Source organism: Micromonospora citrea (assembly GCF_049629545.1).
GTDB classification, from domain to species: Bacteria; Actinomycetota; Actinomycetes; order Mycobacteriales; family Micromonosporaceae; genus Micromonospora; species Micromonospora citrea_A.
The window spans coordinates 48,561-71,841 of the sequence record NZ_JBNADX010000029.1 but is presented as its reverse complement, the minus strand read 5'-3'; the positions used below and the strand labels follow the sequence as shown (position 1 = coordinate 71,841).

Sequence of the window (23,281 nt, the reverse complement as noted above, 5' to 3'; positions counted from 1 at the left end):
CAGGCCATGGTCGTGGGGCCCGCTGCCGGCTCGATCGGTGTGCGCTTCACGGACCAGGTGGCCGGGTCAGCTTCTCCGTACCGTGGTTCCGGCGCGGATCGCCCGCGGGATCTCGGCGACATCGTCGACGCGGTCCAGCAGCACGGCAAGCTCCTCGACGGACGCGGGTGAGTTCAGCTCGACCTGGTAGGTGATGCCGCTCGATGTCCACGTCTGCGCGTCGAAACCTCCCTGAGCCGATACCCGTACCCCGTCGATGCGGATGCCGAGCTCGCCTGCCTCCCGGTACATGTCGTTCAGGACGCATCCGGCCGCAGCGAGGTGCAACAGGTGGGCCCCGGTGAAGTCCGCCTGGACCGTGACACCCTCAGCGGTCCACCGGTGTGGGAACCGGACCGCACCACCGTCGTCGGATCTGAACGAGCCGGCGCCCACCACAACTGCGAACTGCTCCATCGGGTTGCCCCCTGTCCGCTACACCTCACCCGACCGGCTCATTGTCATCCGTCACCAGCATCACCACCAGATGCCGAGACAACCGCATCTGCTGGTCGGGCCCGGCGATCGGAACCGACTCCGCCTGCCGATGAGCGCCACGTCCAGGCCGGGGTGCCGTTTCGGTGATCTCGGCGGCCGTCTCGACACCGGTCAGCCCGCCGCGCCGTCGGGTGAGGTGGCGGCGGTCTCGGGCGTCGCGGCCAGCAGGAGCGCCGACAAGGCCGCGCAGGCGGCCGCACCGACGAAGACCAGACCCGGTGAGGCGTACGCCAGCAACCAGCCGAACGCCGCGCCGGCCGCAACGGGCACCACGGTCTCCGCAACGGCGCCGATTCCGGTCAGCGCCCCCTGCACGGTGCCCTGCTCGTCGGCCCGGACGCTGCGAGAGACCCACGATTGCGCGGCCGCACCCGCGAGTGAGCCGAGCACGCCGACCGCCTGCAGGACGTAGAGGATCCACGGCACGGACGCGAACGCCGTTCCCAGCAGTGAGGCGGCGCCGAGCAGGCTGCCGGCCACCGCGGCGCGCTTGTCGCCGAGCAGGCGGACGACCGGGCCGACGGCCCGGGCCTGGAAGACCGCGCCGGCGAGCGCGCTGGCCGCCATCACGACGCCGACCTGCGCGGTGTTCCAGGAGAACTGGTACGTGAGGAAGAACGTCCACGTCGACTGGTGGGTCATGCGGGCGACGTCGGCGCAGAGGCGGGCGTACGCGAGCCGTCCGAGCACCGGCCGGCGCAGGACGGCGGCGAGGGAACCGACCGGGTTCGCCATCCGCAGGTTCAGCGGGGTCGTCCGGTCGCCGGGCCGCGACTCGGGCAGGACGAACCAGCCGTAGGCGACGTTGGCGATGGACAGCGCGGCCGCGGCGAAGAACGGCAGGCGTACGTCGACGGTGCCGAGCAGGCCGCCCATGGTCGGGCCGGCGACGAAGCCGAGCCCGAACTCGGCGCCGATCGAGCCGTACGCGCGAGCCCGCGAATCGGGTTCCGTGACGTCCGCGATGTACGCGTTGACCACGGTGTACGTTCCCGCGCAGGCGCCGGCGAGAGCGTGGAACACCAAGAGGGTCCACGGGCTGGGGGACATCGCATGGGCCAGCCAGTCGACGCCGAGGCAGGTCAGCGAGGTGAGCAGGACGGGCCGTCGGCCGTACCGGTCGGAGAGACGCCCGAGCAGCGTGCTGCCCGCCGGTGACCTGGCGGTCCGGCTGGAGCGGGTCGACGGCGGGACTCTCACGTGGTCGTGGGCCACCGCCGACGAGCCGATCTTCCCGCAGCCGTTGGCCACGCTGACGAACGACGAGCCGAGTACCGTGCGGCTGACGTCCGGACCCGACGGCGTCACGCTACGGCACGAGGGTGTGCTGGGCCGGCACGCCTTCGCCGTCGGCCTCATCTGGGACCATCTGCTCGACAGCTCCGGGTCGCATCCGTGGATGGAGACCTTGCGGGGGCAGGCCGCCGAGGCGACCGCGCTGGCCGAGAAGGCCCGTCGCCGGCAGGCCGAGCGCGACGCCGAGCAGTGGGGAGGTGCGCCACCGCCGGACCGTCTGCGCGGACTCCCCAGTCAGGCGCGGTCCCTGGCCCGGATCGACCGCCCGTTGCTCGACCGTATCGACGCGCTGCCCGCTGCCCGCCGACGCGAGGCAGCCTGCTGGGCGGCCCGCCACGCGATGCGGGTGGCCGGGCTGGAGCAGATCGGGTGGATCGCCGACGCGCTCGCCGCCGCCGAGGCCGACACGCCACTGCCCCGTTCCTTCACCGAGCAGGGCGGCGCCGTCGCGTTCCAGCGGCTGCTGTCCGATCCCGAGGTGCCGCACACCACCATCACGCTCCACCTGGCCACGGCAGCGCTGGGCACACGTCGCGTCACCGGGGTGCTCCAGCAGGCAGCCGCGTTCCCCGCCCTGCTCGCACTGGCGAACGACGATCCGCTGGTCGCCGCGATCGACGCCGTCTACAACGCGGCGATCGCCCACGGCGACGACCGCGACCGCTTCCTCACCGACACCCACACCGCCCTGCGCTGACTGCCGATCCGGCGGGCGAGGTCAAGGGCAGCACCCGAAGCCTCGTTCACCGCCTGCAGAGCCGAGCCGAGGAACGCCCCGACCGGAAGGCACGACGGAGCGCGCCGGCGCTCCCACGCCGAGGTGAGTGCCACCCACCGGCCACCCGCGCACCCGCCACCGCGCCGACGAACGTGTGCCCGTGTCCTAACCTGGCCGCCATGCGCAGCACCAACAGATCGGGCGACCTGATCGTGGACGCCCAGGCCCGCGCCGAGCGCGAGCGCGTCGAGCAGGGACGGGCGAACGCGGCGGTGGAGCGGGACAGGGACGACACCGCCGCCCGGCCGCCGGCCGACGCGGCGAGACCGGCCCGGCGCGCCGGCCACTGGCTCGTCGGCCTGTTCCCGCTGGGATTCATCGGTCACCTCGTGGCGCAGGTGGTCCTCGGTGACGAGGGGCGGGCCTGGATCCAGGAGCGGGCCTGCGCGACCAGCGGCTGCACCGGCCCGGCCATGGCGGTGGCGGGCTGGCTGCTCATCGCCCTGCCGTTTCTCCTGGTGGTGACGTACGTCGCCTTCTGGTCCCGGCTGAACCGGCCGGCCCGGATCGCCGGCATCGGCCTCGCCGTTCCCCTCGCCGTGGCCGGGCTGCTCTTCGTGCCCGGGCGGGGCAGCTCCCTCGACGAACTGGTCGACGGCCCCGGCTCGGACGCGCTGGCCACCGGCATCACCTGGGCCGGCGTCGGCGTCGGTGCCGGCGTGGTCGCCCTGCTCGTGGTCAGCCTGCTGGCGGCGAAACGGAGTGTGGTGCTGCCGGAGGTCTGGTCGTCGCTCACGACCATCGGCGCCTGCGTGGCGATGCTCGGCGTGGCGCTCGGCCGGGTCGACCCGGTACCGGTGACCGCCGCGCAGGCGCTTCCGGAGCGGACCTTCACCGTCGCCGGGGACACCCTGACCCGGACGGCGGCCCGGGACCAGCCTGGCTGTGCCGGAGTGCTCCCCGACGAGGGGCTCCTCGACGGCTGCCTGCGTACCGTGGAGGGAACCTGGACCACCGACGACAGCGACGCCGTGGTGCACCTCGTGGCGGTCTTCTTCCCCAGCGAGTCGATGGCGCGGGAACGTCGGGACGCGCTGCCCGACGACGTCGCGCAGACCGGAGTGACCGGCGACGTCCTCACGGTCGAGTCGGTGTCGGGGAGCTGGGTGCTGTTCAGCAGCGTCGGGCACGCCGACGGGCGGAAGATCGCCGAGGCCGACCGGGGCTGGCTGCTCTGGTCGTCCGGCCAGGTCGCCTACCGGTTCATCGGTCACCAGGTCGGTCTGCTGGTCGCGCCCTCGCCGAAGAACGGCATCGGCCCGCGTACCCCGTGACCTTCCGATGGTCGAGGGTGGGCGAGGCGCGTCCCGACCGGCCGGACGCCGTGGCCGGCGCGAGGGGCACGCACGGTTGCCGACCGGTAGGCGCCCCGGGCGATGACGCGACTTCGTCACCCCCACAGCCCGGAGACGTCATGCTTGGACCGTGCGGGCGAAGCTGCTCACCCTGAGGGCCGGGCCACGGGGTGCTCCGGTGGCCGACCGGCTCGGCAAAAACTTGATTCATTCCAGAAAACTGGCTAGATTCGCCGTATGACCTCAGACCTCGAGGCTCAGCTGCGAGCGGTCTCGTTGCGCGTCACCCGCCCCCGGCTGGCGGTGCTGGCAGCGCTGCGCGACCACCCGCACGTCGACACCGACACGGTGATCGCCCTGGTGCGGGCGGACCAGCCCACCGTCTCCCACCAGGCGGTGTACGACGTGCTGCGGGCGCTCACCGCCGCGGGTCTGGTGCGGCGCATCCAGCCCGCCGGCGCGACCGCCCGCTACGAGTCCCGGGTGGGGGACAACCACCACCATGTCGTGTGCCGCTCCTGCGGCACGATCGCCGACGTCGACTGCGCTGTCGGCGAGGCCCCCTGTCTCACCGCCTCCGACGACCACGGGTTCGCGGTCGACGAGGCGGAGGTCGTCTTCTGGGGCACCTGCACCGACTGCGCGACCGAGCACCTCCCAGAGATCCGCCAGTCCGGAAGGAAGTAGATGAGCGACATCGAGGACAACGCCCCCTTTAGCGCCCAGGGCGTGGACAAGAAGGCAGCGGCCGGCTGTCCGGTCGCGCACGACTCCGTGACCGCACACGGCAGCGAGAGCGAGAACCCGGCGATCGACTCGCCGACCCCGAAGACCGGCGGTCGACCGCGCACCAACCGGGACTGGTGGCCCAATCAGCTCGACCTGTCGGTGCTGCACGCCCACTCCTCGAAGGTCAACCCGCTGGGGGAGGGCTTCCGCTACGCCGCGGAGTTCGCCAAGCTCGACGTCGACGCCCTCAAGCGCGACATCACCGAGGTCCTCACCACGTCCCAGGACTGGTGGCCGGCCGACTTCGGCCACTACGGCGGCCTGATGATCCGGATGAGCTGGCACGCCGCGGGCACCTACCGGATCCATGACGGCCGTGGCGGCGCCGGCGACGGCGGGCAGCGGTTCGCCCCGCTCAACAGCTGGCCGGACAACGCCAACCTGGACAAGGCCCGCCGGCTGCTCTGGCCGGTCAAGCAGAAGTACGGCCAAAAGATCTCCTGGGCCGACCTGCTGGTGCTCGCCGGCAACGTGGCCCTGGAGTCGATGGGCTTCAAGACCTTCGGCTTCGGCTTCGGCCGCGAGGACGTCTGGGAGCCCGAGGAGATCTTCTGGGGCCCGGAGGACACCTGGCTCGGCGACGAGCGCTACGTCTCCGAGAAGGAGATGGCGACCGACGTCGGGGCCACCGAGATGGGTCTGATCTACGTCAACCCGGAGGGCCCGAACGGCAACGCCGACCCGCTCGCGGCGGCGCACTTCATCCGGGAGACCTTCGCCCGGATGGCGATGAACGACGAGGAGACCGTCGCTCTCATCGCGGGCGGCCACACCTTCGGCAAGACCCACGGCGCCGGCGTCGCCGACGATCACGTGGGCCCGGAGCCCGAGGCCGCCCCGCTGGAGGCGCAGGGCCTGGGCTGGCTGAGCACCTACGGCAGCGGCAAGGGCGCGGACACGATCACCAGCGGCCTCGAGGTGACGTGGACCGACCGGCCGACCCAGTGGAGCAACCGCTTCTTCGAGATCCTCTTCGGCTACGAGTGGGAGCTCACCACGAGCCCCGGTGGCGCGAAGCAGTGGGTCGCCAAGGACGCCGAGGCGATCATTCCGGACGCCCACGACCCGGCGAAGAAGCACCGGCCGACGATGCTCACCACCGACCTGTCGCTGCGCGTCGACCCGGCGTACGAGAAGATCTCGCGCCGCTTCCTGGAGAACCCCGACGAGTTCGCGCTGGCCTTCGCCAAGGCCTGGTACAAGCTGCTGCACCGCGACATGGGTCCGGTCAGCCGCTTCCTCGGGCCGTGGGTGCCGCAGCCCCAGCTGTGGCAGGACCCGGTGCCGGCCGTCGACCACGAGCTCGTGGGTGACGCCGACGTCGCCGCCCTCAAGGCGAAGGTCCTTCAGTCGGGTCTCACCGTCGCTCAGCTGGTCTCCACCGCCTGGGCCTCCGCCGCCAGCTTCCGGTCCACCGACAAGCGCGGTGGCGCCAACGGCGCGCGGATCCGTCTCGAGCCGCAGCGTGGCTGGGAGGTCAACCAGCCCGAGCAGCTCGCCACGGTGCTCGCGACGCTGGAGGGCATCCAGCGGGAGTTCAACGCCGCCGGGGGTGCGCAGATCTCGCTCGCGGACCTGATCGTGCTGGCCGGCTCGGCCGCGGTGGAGAAGGCGGCGCGGGACGCCGGTGTCGAGGTCACCGTGCCGTTCCGGCCGGGTCGTACCGACGCCACCCAGGAGCAGACCGACGTCGAGTCGTTCCGGGTCATGGAGCCCCGTGCCGACGGGTTCCGCAACTACCTGCGGCCGGGCGAGAAGACCCAGCCAGAGGTGCTGCTCGTCGACCGTGCGTACATGCTCAACCTGACCGCGCCGGAGATGACCGTCCTCGTCGGCGGCCTGCGTGCCCTCGGCAACAACGTCGGCGGCACGGCGCACGGGGTGCTCACCGACCGGCCCGGCGTGCTCACCAACGACTTCTTCACCAACCTGCTCTCCCCGGGCACCCGGTGGAAGGCGTCGGAGTCCGACGAGCACGTGTACGAGATCCGCGACCTGGCCACCGACGAGGTGCGGTGGACCGCCACCGCGGTCGACCTCATCTTCGGCTCCAACTCCCAGCTGCGGGCCCTCGCCGAGGTCTACGCCAGTCAGGACGCCCGCGACAAGTTCGTCACCGACTTCGTCGCGGCCTGGACCAAGGTCATGGAGCTCGACCGGTTCGACCTCGCCTGATCCGGTCCGGCACACGAGCCCCGGTCGATCGCTGACGGATCGGCCGGGGCTCGGCGCTCAGCAGGCCGACCGCTGACTGGACGGCCGCCTGCCGCTCGCTGACAGACGCCGGCACGGCGGGCCTGCCCTGTCAAGCGAGCACGGGTGGGGTGGGCACGGCGCCCGCCCCACCCGTGTGTCGCCTAGCTGGCCTGCAGGGTCACGTCGTCGATGACGAAGCTGGTCTGCAGGGACGAGTCCTCCACACCGGTGAACTTGACCGTCACCGTCTGCCCGGCGTACGAGCCCACGTTGAAGGTGCGCTGCACGTAGCCGGCCGCCGCGTTCAGGTTCGAGTACGTCGCCACCGTCGTGGACCCGACCTGGACGGTCAGCCTGTCGTACGCCGTCGACGACGTCGTCTCCGCCGTGTCGATGTGCAGCCAGAACGACAGGGTGTAACTGCCGCACCCCGCCGGAATGCTCACCGACTGCGACAGCGTGTCCGTGTGCGCGCTGCCGTACCCGTCCAGCCACGCCTTGTACGACCCGGTCCGTGCCGGCTGACTCGACGAGCTGGTGATCACACCCGACGACGCCGTCCACGGCGCCGAACCCGACTCGAAACCTCCGTTACCGATCAACTGACCACCCGAGCAGCCACCCGTACCGGTCACCGTCAGGTGTACGTCGTGGTGTGCGTGGTGGAGCCGGTCCCGGTCGCCGTGATGGTGTAGGTGCCGGGTGCGGCCGCCGAGGACGCGGCCACCGTCATCGTCGCGGACGATCCGGACTGCACCGAGGACGGGCTGAAGCCGACCGTCACTCCGCTCGGCGCGCCCGAGGCGGACAGGCCGACCGTCTGGGCGCTGCCGCTGGTGGTCGTGGTGCCGACCGTCGCGCTGGTCGAGCCGCCCGGCTGCACCGAGCCGGACGCCGGGCTGCCCGACAGCGAGAAGTCGTTGCCCGGGGTGCCGGTGCAGGTCGGGTCGGCGGTCTGCGCCGGGACGCTCACCGCGTTCCACGCCGCCTTGGTCTTGTTGTACAGGTTGCAGGTCGGGTCCAGGTTCTTCGCCGCGGTCAGCGTCGCGGTCCGGAACCGCAGGTAGTTCATGTTCGAGGTCTTGAGCAGCATGCCGCCGTAGAAGATCTTGCCGGCGGTCTGGATGCCCACCCCGGTCAGCGTGGTGTTGTTGCAGGTCGTGCTGCTCGGCTTGCCGTTGCCCGGGTTCGTGCCCTCGGAGAGCAGGTAGAACCAGTGGTTACCGGGACCGGCCGCCGCGTGCGTCTCGGTGCCGGGAATCGAGGAGCTGTAGCAGTTCGGGTCGCCCAGCGCCGACGGGTTGTACATGTTGCGGATCGGGCCGTCGCCGACCAGGTTGATGGTCTCGCCGACGAGGAAGTCCGGCGTGTCGTACGGCGCCGGCTCGTTCACGTACGCCTCGGTGAGGGCGCCGAAGACGTCCGAGACGAACTCGCCCAGCTCGTCACTGGAGGCCCCACCCGGGCTGTACTGGTCGATCGCGTGCCCGTACTCGTGGGCGACGACGTCCAGCGACGAGATCCAGTTCCGGTCGTTGTTGTAGCCGATGGAGACCCGGCTGCCGTTCAGGTGGCGTTGACCTGGCTCAGCCCGACCCGGGTCTGGAAGCTGCCGCCGTTGCCGTCGTGCCCGTTGCGGCCCAGCCAGTCGCGGAGCATGTCCCATTCCTTCTGTGCCGCGAACATGGCGTCGACGCAGCCGGTCTCCTTGTTGGTCCCGACCCCGTTGCCCCAGTTGTCGTCGGAGCCGGAGAACACCGTGCCGGTGCTGTAGTCGGCGCAGGACAGGTTGGGACGGCCCGGGTCACGCATCGAGTACGTGCCGGCGGAGGACGTCGTGTCGATACTCAGCGGGTTCGGACCGTTCCACTTGCCGGTGCCCGTGCCGTGCTTGACGTCGTCGTTCGTGGCGAGCAGCGCGCCGGTCCTGGCGTCGACGAAGACGTGCGGGCGGCTCTCCCCGCTGCCGGTCGCGCCGGTCAGGACGATCTCCCAGGCCAGGCGGGCGACGTCGTCGCGCACGTGCACCACGAGGCGCCGGGAGTCGACGCTGTCGACCGTCGTCAGCTGCTTGCGGGCGGTGGCCTCGGCCGCGTCACCGCTGACCGTCGGGGTGGTCGCCACGGCGATCCGGGCGGAGGTGGCACCCTGCGCGGCGCGGACCCGGCCCTGCCCGTCCGCCAGCACGACGGCGTCCCCGCCGACGACGGGCAGACCGCGGTAGGTGCGCTCGTAGCCGACCGAGTAGAGCCCGTTCACCCAGGGCGTCACGATCTGCCGGTCGTACCGTTCGTAGGGACCCTTCGCCAGGGAGTCCAGGCCGCTCGCGGCGGCCTGGTCGGCGGCGGCGAGTGCCCGCGACTGCGGACTCACCGGGGCGGGCGACGGCGACGGGGCGGCCGAGGCGGCCGGGGCGGCGGTCGCCACGGCGGCGACGACGGCCAGCGCGAGCCCGGCTGTGCCGGATCTGCGTCTCATGGTGACTCCTCGTGTGCGCAGCAGGACGTGCGCGATGGGGGTTGTGAGGACACCCGGACGCGACGACTGCCGTGCCGGCGCGGCGGAGTGAGGGGTTCGCCGGTCGGCTCGGCACGTTCACGCCCGAGCCATGAGACGTTCACATTCGCCGATCCCTCGGGTCAACGCGCGGGCGGCAGGACCCTCGGGGTTGCCAAGATTCGGCAAAGTCGATCGTGGTCAGCGGCCGGTTCTTCGCGACCGCCGGCACCCGGAAAGGAGCAGCCACTGCCGACGCGGTGGTGCGCGGGGACCGAAGAACCCCCATACAGTGGCGCCTGCTTGCAGAGCTGGGTGCCGGCGCAGCGATGAGTCTGCCTGCGTCCACAGGTCTACCTGGCGACCGGGACCACCGATTCATCGGGAGTAAGGCATGGGCCTCATCCACATCGAGCTATTCGCGACCCTCGACCTCGTCGGGCAGTCACCCGGCAGGCCGGACGAGGACCCGCTGGGGTTCCCGTTCGGCGGATGGCAGGCGCCCCTGCTGGACGAGGTCACCGGCGCGCAGGTCGGTGCGGCGTACGAGGGCACGGACGCGCTCCTGCTCGGCCGGCGGACGTACGACATCTTCGCCGCCTACTGGCCGCACCAGCAGGGCGGGGCGGACAACGAGATCGCCAGGCTGTTCAACAGCGTCCCGAAGTACGTGGCGTCCCGTGGCAGGCCCGACCTGTCGTGGGCCGGTTCCACCCAGCTCGGCGGGGATCTGGTCGGCGCGGTGCGCGAGATCCGTGACCGGCACGAGCACGTGAAGGTGGTCGGGAGCTTGAACCTGGTGCAGACCCTCCTGCGCGAGAAGCTCTTCGACCGTCTCGACCTCTGGGTGTACCCGATCGTGCTCGGTGTCGGGAAGAAGGTGTTCGACGGTGGCGCGGTGCCCACGAACGTCACACTCCTCGAACCGCCGGTGGCCGGCCCGAAGGGCACTGTGTACCTGCGCTACGGGCTCGCCGAGGGCACGCCCGGGACGGGGGACATGAGCGCGCCCGATCGCGGTGCCGGACGCGACGACTGAAGCCGCTCCGCGCCAGGTGGGTCGGTTCGGTACTGCGTCACCGCCTCGACACCTCGAACTGCCGACGCCGTGACGAGGTGCCTTCGCCCGAGGGTCGCCGCTGGCCGGCGGCCTGCCGCCCGCGACGGCGGGCGACCTCGACTGTCGTCCGAGAGAGCCGCAGCTCGGCGGTCAGACGGGTAGTTCGGGAAGGGGGCCGGCGGCGACCAGCGCGGCGATCGTGAGGGGTTGGTCGCCGTCGCTGTGCCCGAGGACGACCGCGAGGCGTCGGCCTCCCGCCTGGTCGGGCGCCCAGACGTGCAGGTCGCCGTAGAGGTCCTGACGCAGCAACGCCGCGTGGACCGGCGGACGCTCCGCCTGCGGGTTGCGGATGAGGTGGTCGATGGTGAGGACGCGGTGCGGGCCCCACTGCCCGTCCAACGTCCCCGTCAAGGCAGCCAGGTGTCGGTCGCCGGCTTCGAGCTGCTCGGTCCATTCCGGGTCGCGCAGGCCGGTGAGGTCCGGCCCCTCCCACAGCGGAGCGAGCACGAAGCCGGCGGCGCGGGTCGCCACCCATTCGCCGGTGCACGGGTCGGAGTCGATCACGGTCGGGTTGCCCGGGGACGGCACTGGTCCGGTCAGGAGGGCCGTGATGGCTTCGAGGGCACGGGATGCGTCGAAGGCAAGGCCACGAACGACGGTCACGCACCCATCCTGGGCGCAATCCGCCGGCTTGCCCAGACGGTTCCGCGCCGGCAGAGGTCACCCGCAGGTGCGGCCCTGTGCCACCACCCGGGCACCGGGCTGACCGCATGCGGCAAATGTGGCGACGTCGGCGATCCTTGCCGGGATACTGGTCGGCCATGGATGAGGTCGAGGTCGTCGTGGCCCATTCGGAGCGCGCGACCCTGCGCGTCGGTGACGTGTTCTTGAAGGTGGACGCCGATCAGGGGCGTATCGACGTCGAGGTCGAGGCGATGTCCCTCGCGCCGGTCCCGACCCCGCAGGTCCTGTGGCGCAAGCCGCCCGTGCTCGCGATCGCCGCAGTGCCGGGGACGACGCTCGGGCGCCTCGGTGGGCCGTCGACCGGGTCGCCGGCGGCGTGGGCCGCGGCGGGCGCCGCCATCCGGAAGCTGCACGACGCGCCGCTGCCGCCCCTGCCGGGTCGGGCCGGGCGGAGTGTGGTCGCGTTGGCGGCGGAACTCGACGACGAGTGCGAGTTGCTCGTGGCGAACGGCGTCCTGCCCGCCGACCTCGTCACCCGCAACCGCCAGGTCGCCGAGGCCGCGCTGCGGCCGTGGACTCCGGCGTTCACCCACGGTGACCTGCAGATCGCGCACGTCTTCGTCGACGGCGACGAGGTCACCGGCATCATCGACTGGTCCGAGGCGGGCCAGGGCGATGCCCTGTACGACCTCGCCACCTTCACGCTCGGACACGAGGAGCACCTCGACGACGTCATCGCCGGCTACGGCAGCGACATCGACCTCGACGTGATCCACGCGTGGTGGTCGTTGCGGAGCCTGCTGGCCGTTCGCTGGCTGCTCGAGCACGGCTTCGATGCCTTCGCGCCGGGCTGTGAGGTCGACGTGCTGAGATCCCGGATGTGAGGCCGCACGGGGACCAAAGACTTTTGGTGGTTTCCTACAAATGACGGGTGGGTGGTTCGGTGAGTGCACCCTGGCGCATCCGGTCGACAGGCGGAAGGGTAGCCACTGCCGGGAGTCATCGTCTCACGGCGTGCACGCCAAAGATCTACCAAAAGGGGTCAATCGGGTGTTCAACCGTGTCGCCATCGTCAACCGTGGCGAGGCTGCCATGCGGCTCATCCACGCAGTCCGGGAGTTGGCTGCGGAGACCGGCGTCCCGATCGAGACTGTCGCCCTGTACACCGACGTCGACCGCACCGCGACCTTCGTGCGTGCGGCGGACATCGCCTACGATCTCGGTCCGGCGTCCGCCCGTCCGTACCTGAACCTGGTGACGCTGGAGCGCGCGCTGACCGAGACCGGGGCCGACGCCGCGTGGGTCGGCTGGGGTTTCGTCGCCGAGGATCCGGCGTTCGCGGAGCTGTGCGAGAAGATCGGGGTCACCTTCGTCGGGCCGAGCGCGGAGGCCATGCGCCAGCTCGGCGACAAGATCGGCGCGAAGCTGATCGCCGAGGAGGTCGGTGTGCCGGTCGCGCCGTGGAGCCGCGGCGCCGTCTCGACCGTGGACGCCGCGCGGACGGCGGCGGCCGAGATCGGCTACCCGCTGATGCTCAAGGCGACTGCCGGCGGCGGTGGGCGCGGCATCCGCGTGATCAGGAACGCCGACGAGCTCGTCGACGCGTACGAGCGCACCAGCCAGGAGGCGGCGCGGGCGTTCGGCAGTGGCGTCGTGTTCCTGGAGCGCCTGGTCACCGGGGCCCGGCACGTCGAGGTCCAGGTGATCGCCGACGGGCAGGGCACCGCGTGGGCGCTCGGTGTCCGCGACTGCTCGGTGCAGCGACGCAACCAGAAGGTCATCGAGGAGTCGGCGTCGCCGGTGCTCAGCCCGGCTCAGGCGGCCGAGCTCAAGGCGTCGGCCGAACGGCTGGCCCTGGCGGTCGGCTACCGGGGCGCCGCGACCGTGGAGTTCCTGTACCACCCGGGCGATCAGGTGTTCGCGTTCCTCGAGGTCAACACCCGCCTGCAGGTCGAGCACCCGATCACCGAACTGACCACCGGATTCGACCTCGTCAAGGCGCAGCTGCACGTCGCCTCCGGTGGGCGACTCGTGGGCGAGCCGCCGGCGGAGCGCGGGCACGCCATCGAGGCCCGGCTCAACGCCGAGGACCCCGACCGCGACTTCGCGCCGTCGCCGGGTCGGATCGCGCGGCTGGACCTGCCCAGCGGCCCGGGGATCCGGGTGGACACCGGCGTCAGCGAGGGTGACACCATCCCGGCCAACTTCGACTCGATGATCGCCAAGATCATCGCGTACGGCCGCGACCGCGACGAGGCGCTCGGCAAGCTGCGCCGGGCGATGGCGAACACCACGGTGATCATCGAGGGTGGGGCGACCAACAAGAGCTTCGTGCTCGACCTGCTCGACCAGCCCGAGGTGATCGACGCCAGCGCGGACACCGGCTGGATCGACCGCGTGCGGGGCGAGGGCCGGCTCGTCGCGCACCGGCACTCCGCGGTCGCGCTGGTCGCCGCCGCCATCGAGGCGTACGAGGAGGAGGAGCGCGTCGAACGGCAGCGGCTGCTGTCGACGGCGTCCGGCGGGCGCCCGCAGGTGCAGCACCGCAGCGGCCGGCCGCTCGACCTCAAGCTGCGCGGCTTCACCTACCGCATGCGCGTGGCGCGGGTCGGCGCGTACCGGTTCCGCGTCGGCATCGAAGCCGGCTCCGCCGTACACACCGCCGACGTCGAGCTCGACCGCTTCGACCAGCACACCGGCCACATCGTCGTCAACGACTCCCGGTACCGCCTGCTCACCGGCACCCACGGGCCCACCCACCTGGTCGAGGTGGACGGTGTGACGCACCGGGTCAGCCGCGATGAGGGCGGTGTCCTGCGTTCCCCCATGCCCGCGCTGGTGGTGGCCACGCCACTGGAGGTCGGCGACGAGGTCGAGGCGGGCGCGCCGGTGCTGGTGCTCGAAGCCATGAAGATGGAGACGGTGCTGCGGGCGCCGTTCCGGGCGCGGCTGAAGGAGTGCGCCGTCTCCGTGGGCAGCCAGGTGGAGGCCGGTGCGCCGTTGCTGCGGCTGGAGCCACTCACCGACGGGTCCGCCGAGACCGCGAGCGGCCCGGCCGCCGTCGCCGTCGAGCTGGACCTGCCGGCCGCGTCCCAGGACGTTCCGGCGTACCGGCGCAGCCGGCGCGGCCAGGAGGACCTGCGCGGCCTGCTGCTCGGCTTCGACGTCGACCCGCACGACGACCGTCGGGTGCTCGACGACTACCTCACCGCGCGGCGGGCGGCCACCGAGGACGGCCACCGGCTCCTGGCCGAGGAACTCGACCTGGTCACCGTGTTCGCCGACCTCACCGAGCTGAGCCGCAACCGGCCGACGGGCGAGGACGGCGACGGGCACGTCTACAGCGCCCGCGAGTACTTCCACACGTACCTGCAGAGCCTCGACATCGAACGGGCCGGCCTGCCCGCGTCGTTCCAGGCCCGGCTCGCCAAGGCGCTCGGGCACTACGGGGTCACCGACCTGGAGCGCTCCGCCGAGCTGGAAGCCGCCGTGTTCCGGATCTTCCTCGCCCAGCAACGTGCGTCCGCCGACGCCACGGTCGTCGCGACGCTGCTGCGCGCCTGGCTGCGGGAGCCGCCGCCGGACGAGACGCTGCGCGAGCCCGCGGGCCTCGCGCTGGAGCGGCTGGTGGCCGCGACGCAGGTCCGCTTCCCGGTGGTCGCCGACCTCGCCCGCGGCGTGGTGTTCGCCTGGTTCGCCCAGCCGCTGCTGCGCCGCAACCGCGCCCGCGTCTACGCCCAGGTCCGCAGCCACCTTCGCCACCTGGACGCGCACCCGGACGCGCCGGACCGCGCTGAGCGCATCGCGGAGATGGTCCGCAGCACCGAGCCGTTGGTCCGACTGCTCGGCCAGCGGCTCGTGCGCGACCACCTCGACAACACGGTGATGCTGGAGGTGCTGACCCGCCGGTACTACGGCAACAAGGCCCTCACCGAGGTGCGTGCCCACGAGGTCGCCGGCTGCCGGTTCGTGGTCGCCGAGCGGGTGGACTCCAACGTGGTCTCCACCGCGGTGAGCTTCGACGCGCTGGGCAGCGCGCTGCGCGGGCTCGCCGAGCTGGCCGGCGACGGTGACGCCGTCGACGCCGACATCTACCTCGGCTGGGAGGACCAGCCGGAGGACTTCGACGCGATGGCCGCCGCGCTGCTCGAGGTCATCTCCGCGCACCCGCTGCCGCGCGTGCGCCGGCTCACCGCCACCGTCGCGGGTCGCGGCGGCGCGGTGATGCACCACCACTTCACCTTCCGCCCGTCGGACACGGGGGTCACCGAGGACCGGCTGATCCGCGGCCTGCACCCGTACATCGCGCAGCGGATGCAGCTGGAGCGGCTGCACAAGTTCGACCTGACCCGGCTGCCGTCGGCGGACGAGGAGGTCTACCTCTTCCAATGCGTGGCCCGGGAGAACCGGTCCGACGAGCGCCTCGTGGCGTTCGCCCAGGTGCGGGACCTGACCGAACTGCGCGAGCAGGACGGTCGGCTGGTCGCGCTGCCGACCACCGAGGACACCGTCGCCGCCTGCCTCGACTCGATCCGCCGCGCCCAGTCGCGGCGACCGTCGAAGACGCGCTTCACCACCAACCGGATCGTGATCTACGTCTGGCCGCCGAGTGAGCTCACCCGCGAGGAGATGGAGATGATCGCCGGGCGCGTGCGCCCGACGACCGCGGGCGCCGGGCTGGAGGAGATCCTGTTCATCGCGCGGCAGCGCGACCGCCGGACCGGCGAGCTGACCAAGATCGCCGTACGGATCTCCTTCGACGCCGCGGGCGGCGCCACCCTGACCGTCGGCGAGCCGCCGGTCGAGCCCGTCGAGCCGCTCGACGAGTACCGGCTGAAGGTGCTGCGCGCGAGCAGCCGCAACACGGTGTACCCGTACGAGCTGACCGGCCTGCTCGGCGAATTCGTCGAGCACGACCTGGACGACCACCACGCGCTGGTGCCGGTGGACCGGCCGCGGGGGCGCAACAGCGCCGCCATCGTCGCCGGGGTGCTCACCACGCCGACCGCGCGGCATCCGCAGGGTGTCACCCGGGTCGTGCTGCTCGGCGACCCGACGAAGTCGCTGGGTGCACTGTCGGAGCCGGAGTGCCGGCGCGTGATCGCCGCGCTGGACCTGGCGGAGCGGATGCGGGTGCCGCTGGAGTGGTGGGCGCTGTCCGCCGGGGCCCGGATCTCCATGACCTCGGGCACCGAGAACATGGACTGGGTGGCCGCGGCGCTCAAGCGGATCGTCGAGTTCACCCAGGCCGGCGGTGAGATCAACATCGTCGTCGCGGGCATCAACGTGGGCGCCCAGCCGTACTGGAACGCCGAGGCGACGATGCTCATGCACACCCGGGGCGTCCTGGTGATGACCCCGGACTCGGCGATGGTGCTCACCGGCAAGCAGTCCCTCGATTTCTCCGGCGGGGTGTCCGCCGAGGACAACTTCGGCATCGGCGGCTACGACCGGGTGATGGGGCCGAACGGGCAGGCGCAGTACTGGGCGCCGAACCTGCCCGGCGCGCGGGACGTGCTGATGTCGCACTACGACCACACGTACGTCGCGCCGGGGGAGCAGGCGCCGCGGCGGGCCGGCACCACCGACCCCGTGGACCGCGACATCCGCACCTTCCCGCACGACGTGCCGGGCAGCGCCTTCGCCACCGTCGGCGAGATCTTCTCCGCCGAGGCCAACCCGGAACGCAAGAAGCCGTTCGACATCCGCACCGTGATGCGGGCGCTGTCCGACCAGGACCACCCGGTGCTGGAGCGCTGGGCGGGCATGGCCGACGCGGAGACCGCGGTGGTGCAGGACGTACACCTCGGCGGCATCCCCGTCTGCCTGCTCGGCATCGAGTCGCGGGCCGTGCCACGGCGCGGCTTCCCGCCCACCGACGGCCCGGACACCTACACGGCGGGCACGTTATTCCCCCGCTCGTCGAAGAAGGCCGCGCGGGCGATCAACGCGGCCAGCGGCAACCGGCCGCTGGTGGTGCTGGCGAACCTGTCCGGCTTCGACGGCTCACCGGAGTCGATGCGCAAGCTGCAGTTGGAGTACGGCGCCGAGATCGGCCGGGCGATCGTCAACTTCCGCGGGCCCATCGTCTTCTGCGTGATCTCGCGGTACCACGGCGGGGCGTTCGTGGTGTTCTCCAAGGCGCTGAACCCGAACATGACCGTCCTCGCGCTGGAAGGTTCGTACGCGTCGGTCCTCGGCGGTGCCCCCGCCGCCGCGGTGGTGTTCTCCGCCGACGTCAACGCCCGCACGGCGGCCGACCCCCGGGTGCGGGACCTGGAGACCCGCGTCGCGGCCGCGTCCGGCACCACACGCGCCGCGTTGACCGCGGAACTCGACGAGTTGCGCGCCTCGGTGCGTGCGGAGAAGCTCGGTGAGGTCGCCGCGGAGTTCGACCGGGTGCACAACATCGAGCGTGCGGTCGAGGTCGGCTCGGTGGACGCCGTCATCCGCGCCGCCGAGCTGCGTCCGCGCATCATCGACGCCATCGAGTCGCGCCTGGGCTGACGCCCTGCCCGGGCGGGGACGATCCACGCCGAGCAGGTCCTCGGTTCCGGTGCGGAGGTGAGCAGGCGACAGGCCACCGACGCGAGCGCCCCGGTGGACGCCGCATCCCGGCGACCCGCGACAGTGCGGGTCGCCGGGCGGCGGTGGCACGGTCAGTCCTGTCGTCGGCGTCGCCGGTACTCCTCGGCCGGTAGGCCGCCGACGCCCCAGTTGGCCAGCGGCACCTCGTCGATGACGACGTGCGTGGTGGCCGGGTCCTTGCCGAGCACCCGTTGCAGCAACCCGGTGACCCCGGCGATCAGCGTGGTCTTCTCGTCGGCCGTCACGCCCTCGTCGGTGACGCGGATGTTCACGTAGGGCACGGTGTCGGCTCCTCGGTCGTCTCGAGGTCGTAGTGGAAGACCTTGCTGATGATCTGCCAGTGATCGTCCAATCGGATCAGGCTGAGCAGGTCGGTGAAGTGCTTGGGGCCGATGGCGCAGGTGACGACGGCGATGGCGGTCACCGGGCCGGCCAGGTGGACCGACACGACGCTGTCGTGACGCTGCTCGCCGCGGGACGCGGGGGAGGGGCGGGCGTCGACGACGGGGAAGTACTCGTCCATGGTGAGTCGGGTGAGGGTGCCGTTGGTCGCGGTCGCGTACACCGCGCCCGGGTGGAAGACCTGAGCCAGCAGGCCGGTGTCGCTGTGGTGCAGGCCGTCGAAGTAGCAGGCCAGGGTTCGCTCGATCGCGGCGCGGGTCATCGGGTCCGGTTCGGTGAGTGTGGCGCTCATGCCGGTACCGCCTGCGTCGCCTCGACACCCGTGTCGCTGTGCGCGGTGGGCCCCTGCCAGCCGAGCGCGATGCGGGCGACCCGACGCCCCAGGTGCTCCGCGGTACGCCGGTCCGACGTGGTGGGAGCAGCCTCCGGCCCCAGGTCGGTGAGGGACTGCGCCATCGCGCCGAGGAAGCCCGCCAGCCGGTTGAGTTCCTCCGCGGAGCCGCTGCTGGTGGTGTTGCCCGGCAGCAGGCCCAGCCCGACCCACACCATGCCGTGCTGCATTGCGAACAGGGCCAACTGCTGCAGGGTCGCCAGCTTGTCGCCGTTCGCGCCGGCGGAGTTGGTGAACCCGGCGGCCAGCTTGTCCTGCCACTGCTGCTGGGCCCAGCGGTCGGAGGAGGCGTCCAGGAACGCCTTGAACGCTGCGGACGCCCCGGCCATGTAGGTCGGCGTCCCGAAGATGATGGCGTCGGCCGCGTCGAGCACCTCCCAGTTGTCGGCGTGCTCCTCGACGGCGATCAGGTCGACGTGCACTCCGGGCACCGAGCGTGCGCCGTCGCGTACGGCTTCCGCCTGCACCCGGGTGTGGCCGTATCCGCTGTGATAGATGATCGCGACGTTCTTCACCGCTGTTCCCCTTGCTGGTCGTCCGGACCGTCTCGGCTGCATCCGGGATCTTCTTCACGCTAGGACCGCGCCAGGTATCAGTCCAAGACGATGTAGTCATGCCATGGATAAGATCAGCTTATGGATGTCGACCTGCGGGATCTGGAGCTCCTGGAGGCTCTCGATCAGCACGCCACGCTGACCGCCGCCGCCGCCCACCTGTTCCTCAGTCAGCCCGCTCTCAGCCAGCGACTGATCCGGCTGGAGGAGCGGCTCGGCAGTCCGCTCTTCGAGCGCCGTGGCCGCCGCCTGGTGGCCAACCAGGCCGGAGAACGGATGCTCCGCGCGGCTCGCACCGTCCTGTGGGAGGTGCGCGCGGCGACCCACGACGTCCGCGAGGCGAGCCGTGGCCGTCGGCAACCGGTGCGGCTGGCGTCGCAGTGTGCCGGCAACTACCAGTGGCTGCCGCCGGTGCTGCGCGCGTTCCGCGACCGCATGCCGGGCGTGGAGGTGCTGATCGACCGCGCCAACGACAGCGAGGTCATCCCCGCGTTGCTCGCCGGTGACCTGGACGTGGCCATCGTCAGCAAGCTGGATCCCCGGATGAGTCAGGTCCGCCTGGAACGTCTCTTCGACGACGAGCTCGTCGCCGTCGTCGGCACGGATCACGAGTGGTCCGCTCGCGCCCTGGTCCGCGCCGAGGACTTCGCCGACGTCCATCTCGTCCTCTACGACGCGTACGACCCGGCTCGGGTGCCGGCCGTTGCGCTGCCCGTCCCGCCCGGTGCCCGGCCGGGGCGGCTCTCCACCGTCCCCACCGTCACGGAACTGCTGATCGAGACGGTCGTCTCCACCGGCGCGGTATCGGTCCTGCCGTCCTGGACCGTGGCCCCGTTCCTGCGGACGCACCCGATCGTCACGGTACGCGTCGACGACCCGGGCCAGCGCCGCACCTGGTACTGCGCGACCCGGCACGCTCCGCGTCGTGAGCAGGTCGACGCCTTCGCCGACCTGCTGCGGACGACCCTCACCGGGCCACCGATCCTGGTGCCGGCGGCCGAGGCCAAGCCTTGATCCTCGCTGATGTCGACACGACGGGCCCGACGCCATGTGGAACTCGCAGTGAGGCACCTGGCGTCGACCGAATGGCAGCCGGCCTTCGCCCGCTCGGTCATCATCCGCTCCGACGGCACGGTGCTGCGGTTCCACCCCCAACGGCGCCGCCATCCGGATCGCCACGTGCTCCGGCAATCCGGCCCAGCAGTTCGTGCTCACCACGGCGGGTGCCCTGGTCAACCCGCAGGCGAACAAGTGCGTGGACATCGCCGGCTGGAATCCGGACAACGCCTGCTCCAGCTCTGGGGGCACCGGGGGTGTCCAGGGCCCTCTGCGGACACGTGCCGGCGGGCGGGCCGCGCTGGGGCGCCCCGCCCGCGTGGTACGGAGGTCAGTCGGTCTGACCGGCCTCGTCGACGACGGCGAGGTTCAGCACGGACGAGGCTCCCGAGGTGCCGAGGAAGGCGTGGGTCTCCGCGTCGAAGACCAGGACGATGTCTCCCTCACCCCTGGTCGACGGCCAGGCGATGCCGACGCCGGACCGGCCCGTGCCGTCCGTGACGTTCTCGACGGCGCGCAGACCCGGCGCCGTTGCCGCGGCCTCGTACAGGGCGGCCCGCGACGCCGGCCGCAGGTAGCGCTCGGCGAGGTAGAGCACGTCCTTGCCGGCGGCGTTCGGCGAACCGGGTTCGCCGCTGCCGTGTTCGGCCAGGTAGGCCCGCATGGCAGTCGCGTCGGTGGGCATGTCGGCGCGGTACGCCGGTTCCGGAGTGCACGGCTCGGTCTGGCTCTTCACCACCTGATCGCCCTTCACCACGGCGGCCCGTCCGTTCCGGCAGCCCGGAACGGGCGTTTCCGTGCGCTTGCCGGCGGAGGATTCCCGTACCAGGCCGTCGCGGGTTCCGTCGACCGACAGCCAGCTCTCGTGGGTCGACGGGCCGTCCTGGATGCGACGGTAGATGAACTGGTCGGGCCGGGGGGTGACGTCGGGCACCTGGAGCGCCGCCGTCGCCGCGTTGCGCAGCACCTGGGTGGCGTCGGCCCTGGCGGCCGGGGCGTCACCGCCGAACTGATTGGGGGCGAGCACGACTACCGAGGTGACCGCGGCGGCGGCACCCGCCGCCGCCACCCCACCGAGCACGAGCCGCCAGTTCCGTCGGGACGAGCGTCGGATCCTGGTGGGAGCGGGGGACGCAGGGGCTGTCGCGGCCATCAGCCGGTTGCGGGCCGAGGACAACAGTTCGGGGGTTGCCGGCGGGGTCTCCGCGCCGATCTGCCGGAGCAGTTGCATGTCATCCATTGCGCGACATCTCCTCGATCATGTTGATGGGATCGCTGCCGAGCGCCTCGCGCAGCAGCTTGCGGGCGCGGTGCAGTCGTGATCGCACGGTGCCGACCGGAATCGCCAGTGCGCCGGCGGCCTCGTCGTAGGTCAGTTCCTCCCAGGCGATCAGCAGCAGTACGTCGCGATCGCCGGTGGAGAGCCTGGCCAGGGCGTCGAACAGCACGTGGCGTAGCGACTGCGCGGTGACCACGGTGCTGACCCGGTCGGCGTGCGACGCCTCGTTCAGCGCGGGGATGTACGTCTGCCGCAGCCGGTATTCGCGTTCCTCCTCGCGCCGGTGCTGGCCGACGAGGTTGGTGGCGATCCCGTACAGCCAGGGCCGGGCATCCGGGTGGGCGGTGTCGAAGCGTTCCCGACGGCGGAACGCCGCCAGGAACGTCTCGGCGACCAGGTCGTCGGCGATCCCGGCACCGAGCCGCCTCGCCAGGTAGCGATGAATGTACGGCGCGTGCCGGTCGAAGATCACCGCGAAGCTCTCGGGGGCCCGCAGGGACCGTTCGATGACCGCCGCGTCGGTGAGTGTTCCGACGTCGACGGCCTCGACTCGTCTCGAGCGATGCATGTACGACCTTTCGCAGAGCAGGAAATCGTCACCTGTTATCCGTAGGCCGGAGCAGGACGGTTCACGGGCCGGCGCTGGTGCCCGGGGGAGACCCGGTCGGCAGGTGTACGTCCGCCGACTGTCACTGCCGAGAGCGTCCGCCCGTGGGGCGACGGCCGGCGGTAGGCAGCACGGCAGATCCAGTCGAATGCGGCGGGGTGAGATGTTCGCGGATCCATACGACCGGGCCGGGGGCGCCTGTCGGACCCGACCGGACCGAGCGTAAGGCGAGGCGGGGCGAACCGATGGGTGACAAGCCGCCGCCGACATGGAAACCTACCGGTCGGTAACGTACTCGGCGGAAGGCAGTGACATGACGGACCTGGCGGACTCCCGATGGCAGCAGCCGGCTTCGCTCGATCCGGCCGTGGTGCGCCGGGCCTGGCGGGTGGCCGAGCCCCTGCACGCGATGATCTATTTCGTGCCGGAGGCGCACGAGCGGTACGCCGCACTCGGCATCCCGGAGCCGGCCGGCTACTTCGCCTCCCGGGCGGCTGCCCTGGGGCCGGTCGGACCGGGCCCGGTGGTGGCCACCTTCTTCAACTTCAACCCGGACCTGGTCGCCCGGGTACTGCCGGCCGCCTGGGAGCGGGTGACGCCGGCGGCCGTGCTGGCCGCCCGGCTGGAGGCCGCCGATGCGGCCCTCACCCGCGCCCTCGGTGACGCGGTGCACGGCCCGGAGATGGTCGAGGCCGCCGAACTGCTCCGTCGCGCCGCCGAGTCCGCCGCCGCCCACCCCGACGGGCGGCCACTGTTCGCCGCCCACGCCGCGCTGCCCTGGCCGGACCAGCCGCACCTGATCCTGTGGCAGGCCCAGACGGTGCTGCGGGAGTTTCGCGGCGACGGGCACGTGGCCGCCCTGGTGCTGGCGGAGCTGACCGGACTGGAGGCGCTGGTGCTGCACGCCGCGTCCGGCGAGGTGCCGGTTCGCTTCCTGCGCCGCACCCGGGGCTGGAGCGGCGAGCAGTGGGCCGACGCGGTCGAGCGGCTGCGCGGGCGCGGGTTGATCGAGGGCGACGAGCCGACCCTGACCGATCGCGGACGGGCGCAACGCGCGTGGATCGAGGCAGCCACCGACCGCCTCGCCACGTCCGCGTACCTGGTGCTCGGCGCCGACGGGTGCGCCCGCCTCGCCGAGTTGACCCGGCCGATGAGCCGGGCCGTGGTCGACGCCGGACTGCTCAACGTCGACAACGCCGTGCCCGCACGTGCCGACCGGGCGACGCCCCGCGCGACGTGAGCCAGGTCGACCGCGCTGGTCGAGGCACCTGCC

17 protein-coding genes and 2 pseudogenes are annotated in these 23,281 nt (G+C 71.9%); 10 read left to right on the top strand and 9 right to left on the bottom strand.

Features of this window, described 5'->3' with window-relative positions:
- Positions 1 to 66: 66 nt before the first annotated feature.
- A complete protein-coding gene (locus tag ACPFP2_RS25455) occupies positions 67 to 456 on the bottom strand; it encodes an OsmC family protein (RefSeq protein WP_424092118.1) in 390 nt (129 codons plus the stop codon).
- A gap of 192 nt (positions 457 to 648) precedes the next feature.
- The gene (locus tag ACPFP2_RS25450) at positions 649 to 1,737 is read right to left on the bottom strand and encodes an MFS transporter (protein ID WP_424092127.1); all 1,089 of its coding nucleotides are present in this window, start codon (positions 1,735 to 1,737) and stop codon (positions 649 to 651) included.
- Here ACPFP2_RS25450 and ACPFP2_RS25445 point away from each other — a divergent pair.
- The 4 genes from ACPFP2_RS25445 (at position 1,628) to katG (ending at position 6,870) form a co-directional block, all read left to right on the top strand.
- The gene (locus tag ACPFP2_RS25445) at positions 1,628 to 2,530 is read left to right on the top strand and encodes a hypothetical protein (RefSeq protein WP_424092131.1); all 903 of its coding nucleotides are present in this window, start codon (positions 1,628 to 1,630) and stop codon (positions 2,528 to 2,530) included. The genes ACPFP2_RS25450 and ACPFP2_RS25445 overlap by 110 nt on opposite strands.
- Positions 2,531 to 2,730: 200 nt before the next feature.
- Positions 2,731 to 3,885: a hypothetical protein gene (locus ACPFP2_RS25440; protein ID WP_424092116.1), complete on the top strand. Its 1,155-nt coding sequence runs from the start codon at positions 2,731 to 2,733 to the stop codon at positions 3,883 to 3,885.
- A gap of 258 nt (positions 3,886 to 4,143) precedes the next feature.
- Complete coding sequence (locus ACPFP2_RS25435) at positions 4,144 to 4,593, top strand: Fur family transcriptional regulator (protein WP_424092114.1); 450 nt, start codon at positions 4,144 to 4,146, stop codon at positions 4,591 to 4,593.
- The gene (katG, locus tag ACPFP2_RS25430; RefSeq protein WP_424092112.1) at positions 4,594 to 6,870 is read left to right on the top strand and encodes a catalase/peroxidase HPI; all 2,277 of its coding nucleotides are present in this window, start codon (positions 4,594 to 4,596) and stop codon (positions 6,868 to 6,870) included. It begins immediately after the preceding gene.
- Positions 6,871 to 7,052: 182 nt separating this feature from the next.
- Here the strand turns inward: katG and ACPFP2_RS25425 are convergent.
- Positions 7,053 to 9,369: pseudogene (locus ACPFP2_RS25425) on the bottom strand (M4 family metallopeptidase).
- Between the two features lie 412 nt (positions 9,370 to 9,781).
- On the opposite strand from ACPFP2_RS25425, the gene ACPFP2_RS25420 reads away from it, so the two are divergent.
- On the top strand, positions 9,782 to 10,426 hold the full coding sequence (locus tag ACPFP2_RS25420; RefSeq protein ID WP_424092110.1) for a dihydrofolate reductase family protein: 645 nt from the start codon (positions 9,782 to 9,784) through the stop codon (positions 10,424 to 10,426).
- A gap of 171 nt (positions 10,427 to 10,597) precedes the next feature.
- Here ACPFP2_RS25420 and ACPFP2_RS25415 read toward each other — a convergent pair whose 3' ends face one another.
- The gene (locus tag ACPFP2_RS25415) at positions 10,598 to 11,110 is read right to left on the bottom strand and encodes a hypothetical protein (RefSeq protein ID WP_424092108.1); all 513 of its coding nucleotides are present in this window, start codon (positions 11,108 to 11,110) and stop codon (positions 10,598 to 10,600) included.
- Positions 11,111 to 11,268: 158 nt separating this feature from the next.
- Between ACPFP2_RS25415 and ACPFP2_RS25410 the strand changes: the two genes are divergently transcribed.
- Together ACPFP2_RS25410 and ACPFP2_RS25405 are read left to right on the top strand one after the other, a co-directional pair.
- Positions 11,269 to 12,015, top strand: a complete 747-nt coding sequence (locus ACPFP2_RS25410; protein WP_424092106.1) for a phosphotransferase family protein — start codon at positions 11,269 to 11,271, stop codon at positions 12,013 to 12,015.
- Positions 12,016 to 12,181: 166 nt separating this feature from the next.
- Positions 12,182 to 17,638, top strand: a complete 5,457-nt coding sequence (locus tag ACPFP2_RS25405) for a carboxyl transferase domain-containing protein (protein ID WP_424092104.1) — start codon at positions 12,182 to 12,184, stop codon at positions 17,636 to 17,638.
- Positions 17,639 to 17,790: 152 nt separating this feature from the next.
- Here the strand turns inward: ACPFP2_RS25405 and ACPFP2_RS25400 are convergent, their stop codons facing one another.
- The 3 genes from ACPFP2_RS25400 to ACPFP2_RS25390 are packed head-to-tail and all read right to left on the bottom strand — an operon-like array spanning position 17,791 to position 19,027.
- Positions 17,791 to 18,000: a tautomerase family protein gene (locus tag ACPFP2_RS25400; protein ID WP_424092102.1), complete on the bottom strand. Its 210-nt coding sequence runs from the start codon at positions 17,998 to 18,000 to the stop codon at positions 17,791 to 17,793.
- The gene (locus ACPFP2_RS25395) at positions 17,988 to 18,413 is read right to left on the bottom strand and encodes a nuclear transport factor 2 family protein (protein WP_424092100.1); all 426 of its coding nucleotides are present in this window, start codon (positions 18,411 to 18,413) and stop codon (positions 17,988 to 17,990) included. Before ACPFP2_RS25395 ends, ACPFP2_RS25400 begins: the two co-directional genes overlap by 13 nt.
- On the bottom strand, positions 18,410 to 19,027 hold the full coding sequence (locus ACPFP2_RS25390) for a flavodoxin family protein (RefSeq protein WP_424092098.1): 618 nt from the start codon (positions 19,025 to 19,027) through the stop codon (positions 18,410 to 18,412). Before ACPFP2_RS25390 ends, ACPFP2_RS25395 begins: the two co-directional genes overlap by 4 nt.
- 120 nt (positions 19,028 to 19,147) lie before the next feature.
- Between ACPFP2_RS25390 and ACPFP2_RS25385 the strand changes: the two genes are divergently transcribed.
- Together ACPFP2_RS25385 and ACPFP2_RS25380 are read left to right on the top strand one after the other, a co-directional pair.
- A complete protein-coding gene (locus ACPFP2_RS25385) occupies positions 19,148 to 20,080 on the top strand; it encodes a LysR family transcriptional regulator (RefSeq protein ID WP_424092096.1) in 933 nt (310 codons plus the stop codon).
- A gap of 127 nt (positions 20,081 to 20,207) precedes the next feature.
- Positions 20,208 to 20,342: pseudogene (locus ACPFP2_RS25380) on the top strand (ricin-type beta-trefoil lectin domain protein); the annotation flags it as partial.
- 111 nt (positions 20,343 to 20,453) lie between these two features.
- On the opposite strand, the gene ACPFP2_RS25375 reads toward ACPFP2_RS25380, so the two are convergent.
- Positions 20,454 to 21,362 (bottom strand): CU044_5270 family protein, encoded by a 909-nt coding sequence (locus tag ACPFP2_RS25375; RefSeq protein WP_424092095.1) that lies wholly within the window; start codon positions 21,360 to 21,362, stop codon positions 20,454 to 20,456.
- A complete protein-coding gene (locus ACPFP2_RS25370) occupies positions 21,355 to 21,969 on the bottom strand; it encodes an RNA polymerase sigma factor (RefSeq protein WP_424092093.1) in 615 nt (204 codons plus the stop codon). Before ACPFP2_RS25370 ends, ACPFP2_RS25375 begins: the two co-directional genes overlap by 8 nt.
- A 352-nt stretch (positions 21,970 to 22,321) precedes the next feature.
- Between ACPFP2_RS25370 and ACPFP2_RS25365 the strand changes: the two genes are divergently transcribed.
- Positions 22,322 to 23,248: an SCO6745 family protein gene (locus ACPFP2_RS25365; RefSeq protein ID WP_424092091.1), complete on the top strand. Its 927-nt coding sequence runs from the start codon at positions 22,322 to 22,324 to the stop codon at positions 23,246 to 23,248.
- Positions 23,249 to 23,281: the final 33 nt, after the last annotated feature.

What these genes read in the sequence shown, in the direction of transcription:
- ACPFP2_RS25455 (WP_424092118.1), bottom strand. Translation starts at nt 456, where the DNA reads ATGGAGCAGTTCGCAGTTGTGGTGGGCGCCGGCTCGTTCAGATCCGAC.
- ACPFP2_RS25440 (WP_424092116.1), top strand. Translation starts at nt 2,731, where the DNA reads ATGCGCAGCACCAACAGATCGGGCGACCTGATCGTGGACGCCCAGGCC.
- ACPFP2_RS25435 (WP_424092114.1), top strand. Translation starts at nt 4,144, where the DNA reads ATGACCTCAGACCTCGAGGCTCAGCTGCGAGCGGTCTCGTTGCGCGTC.
- katG (WP_424092112.1), top strand. Translation starts at nt 4,594, where the DNA reads ATGAGCGACATCGAGGACAACGCCCCCTTTAGCGCCCAGGGCGTGGAC.
- ACPFP2_RS25420 (WP_424092110.1), top strand. Translation starts at nt 9,782, where the DNA reads ATGGGCCTCATCCACATCGAGCTATTCGCGACCCTCGACCTCGTCGGG.
- ACPFP2_RS25410 (WP_424092106.1), top strand. Translation starts at nt 11,269, where the DNA reads ATGGATGAGGTCGAGGTCGTCGTGGCCCATTCGGAGCGCGCGACCCTG.
- ACPFP2_RS25395 (WP_424092100.1), bottom strand. Translation starts at nt 18,413, where the DNA reads ATGAGCGCCACACTCACCGAACCGGACCCGATGACCCGCGCCGCGATC.
- ACPFP2_RS25385 (WP_424092096.1), top strand. Translation starts at nt 19,148, where the DNA reads ATGGATGTCGACCTGCGGGATCTGGAGCTCCTGGAGGCTCTCGATCAG.
- ACPFP2_RS25375 (WP_424092095.1), bottom strand. Translation starts at nt 21,362, where the DNA reads ATGGATGACATGCAACTGCTCCGGCAGATCGGCGCGGAGACCCCGCCG.
- ACPFP2_RS25370 (WP_424092093.1), bottom strand. Translation starts at nt 21,969, where the DNA reads ATGCATCGCTCGAGACGAGTCGAGGCCGTCGACGTCGGAACACTCACC.
- ACPFP2_RS25365 (WP_424092091.1), top strand. Translation starts at nt 22,322, where the DNA reads ATGACGGACCTGGCGGACTCCCGATGGCAGCAGCCGGCTTCGCTCGAT.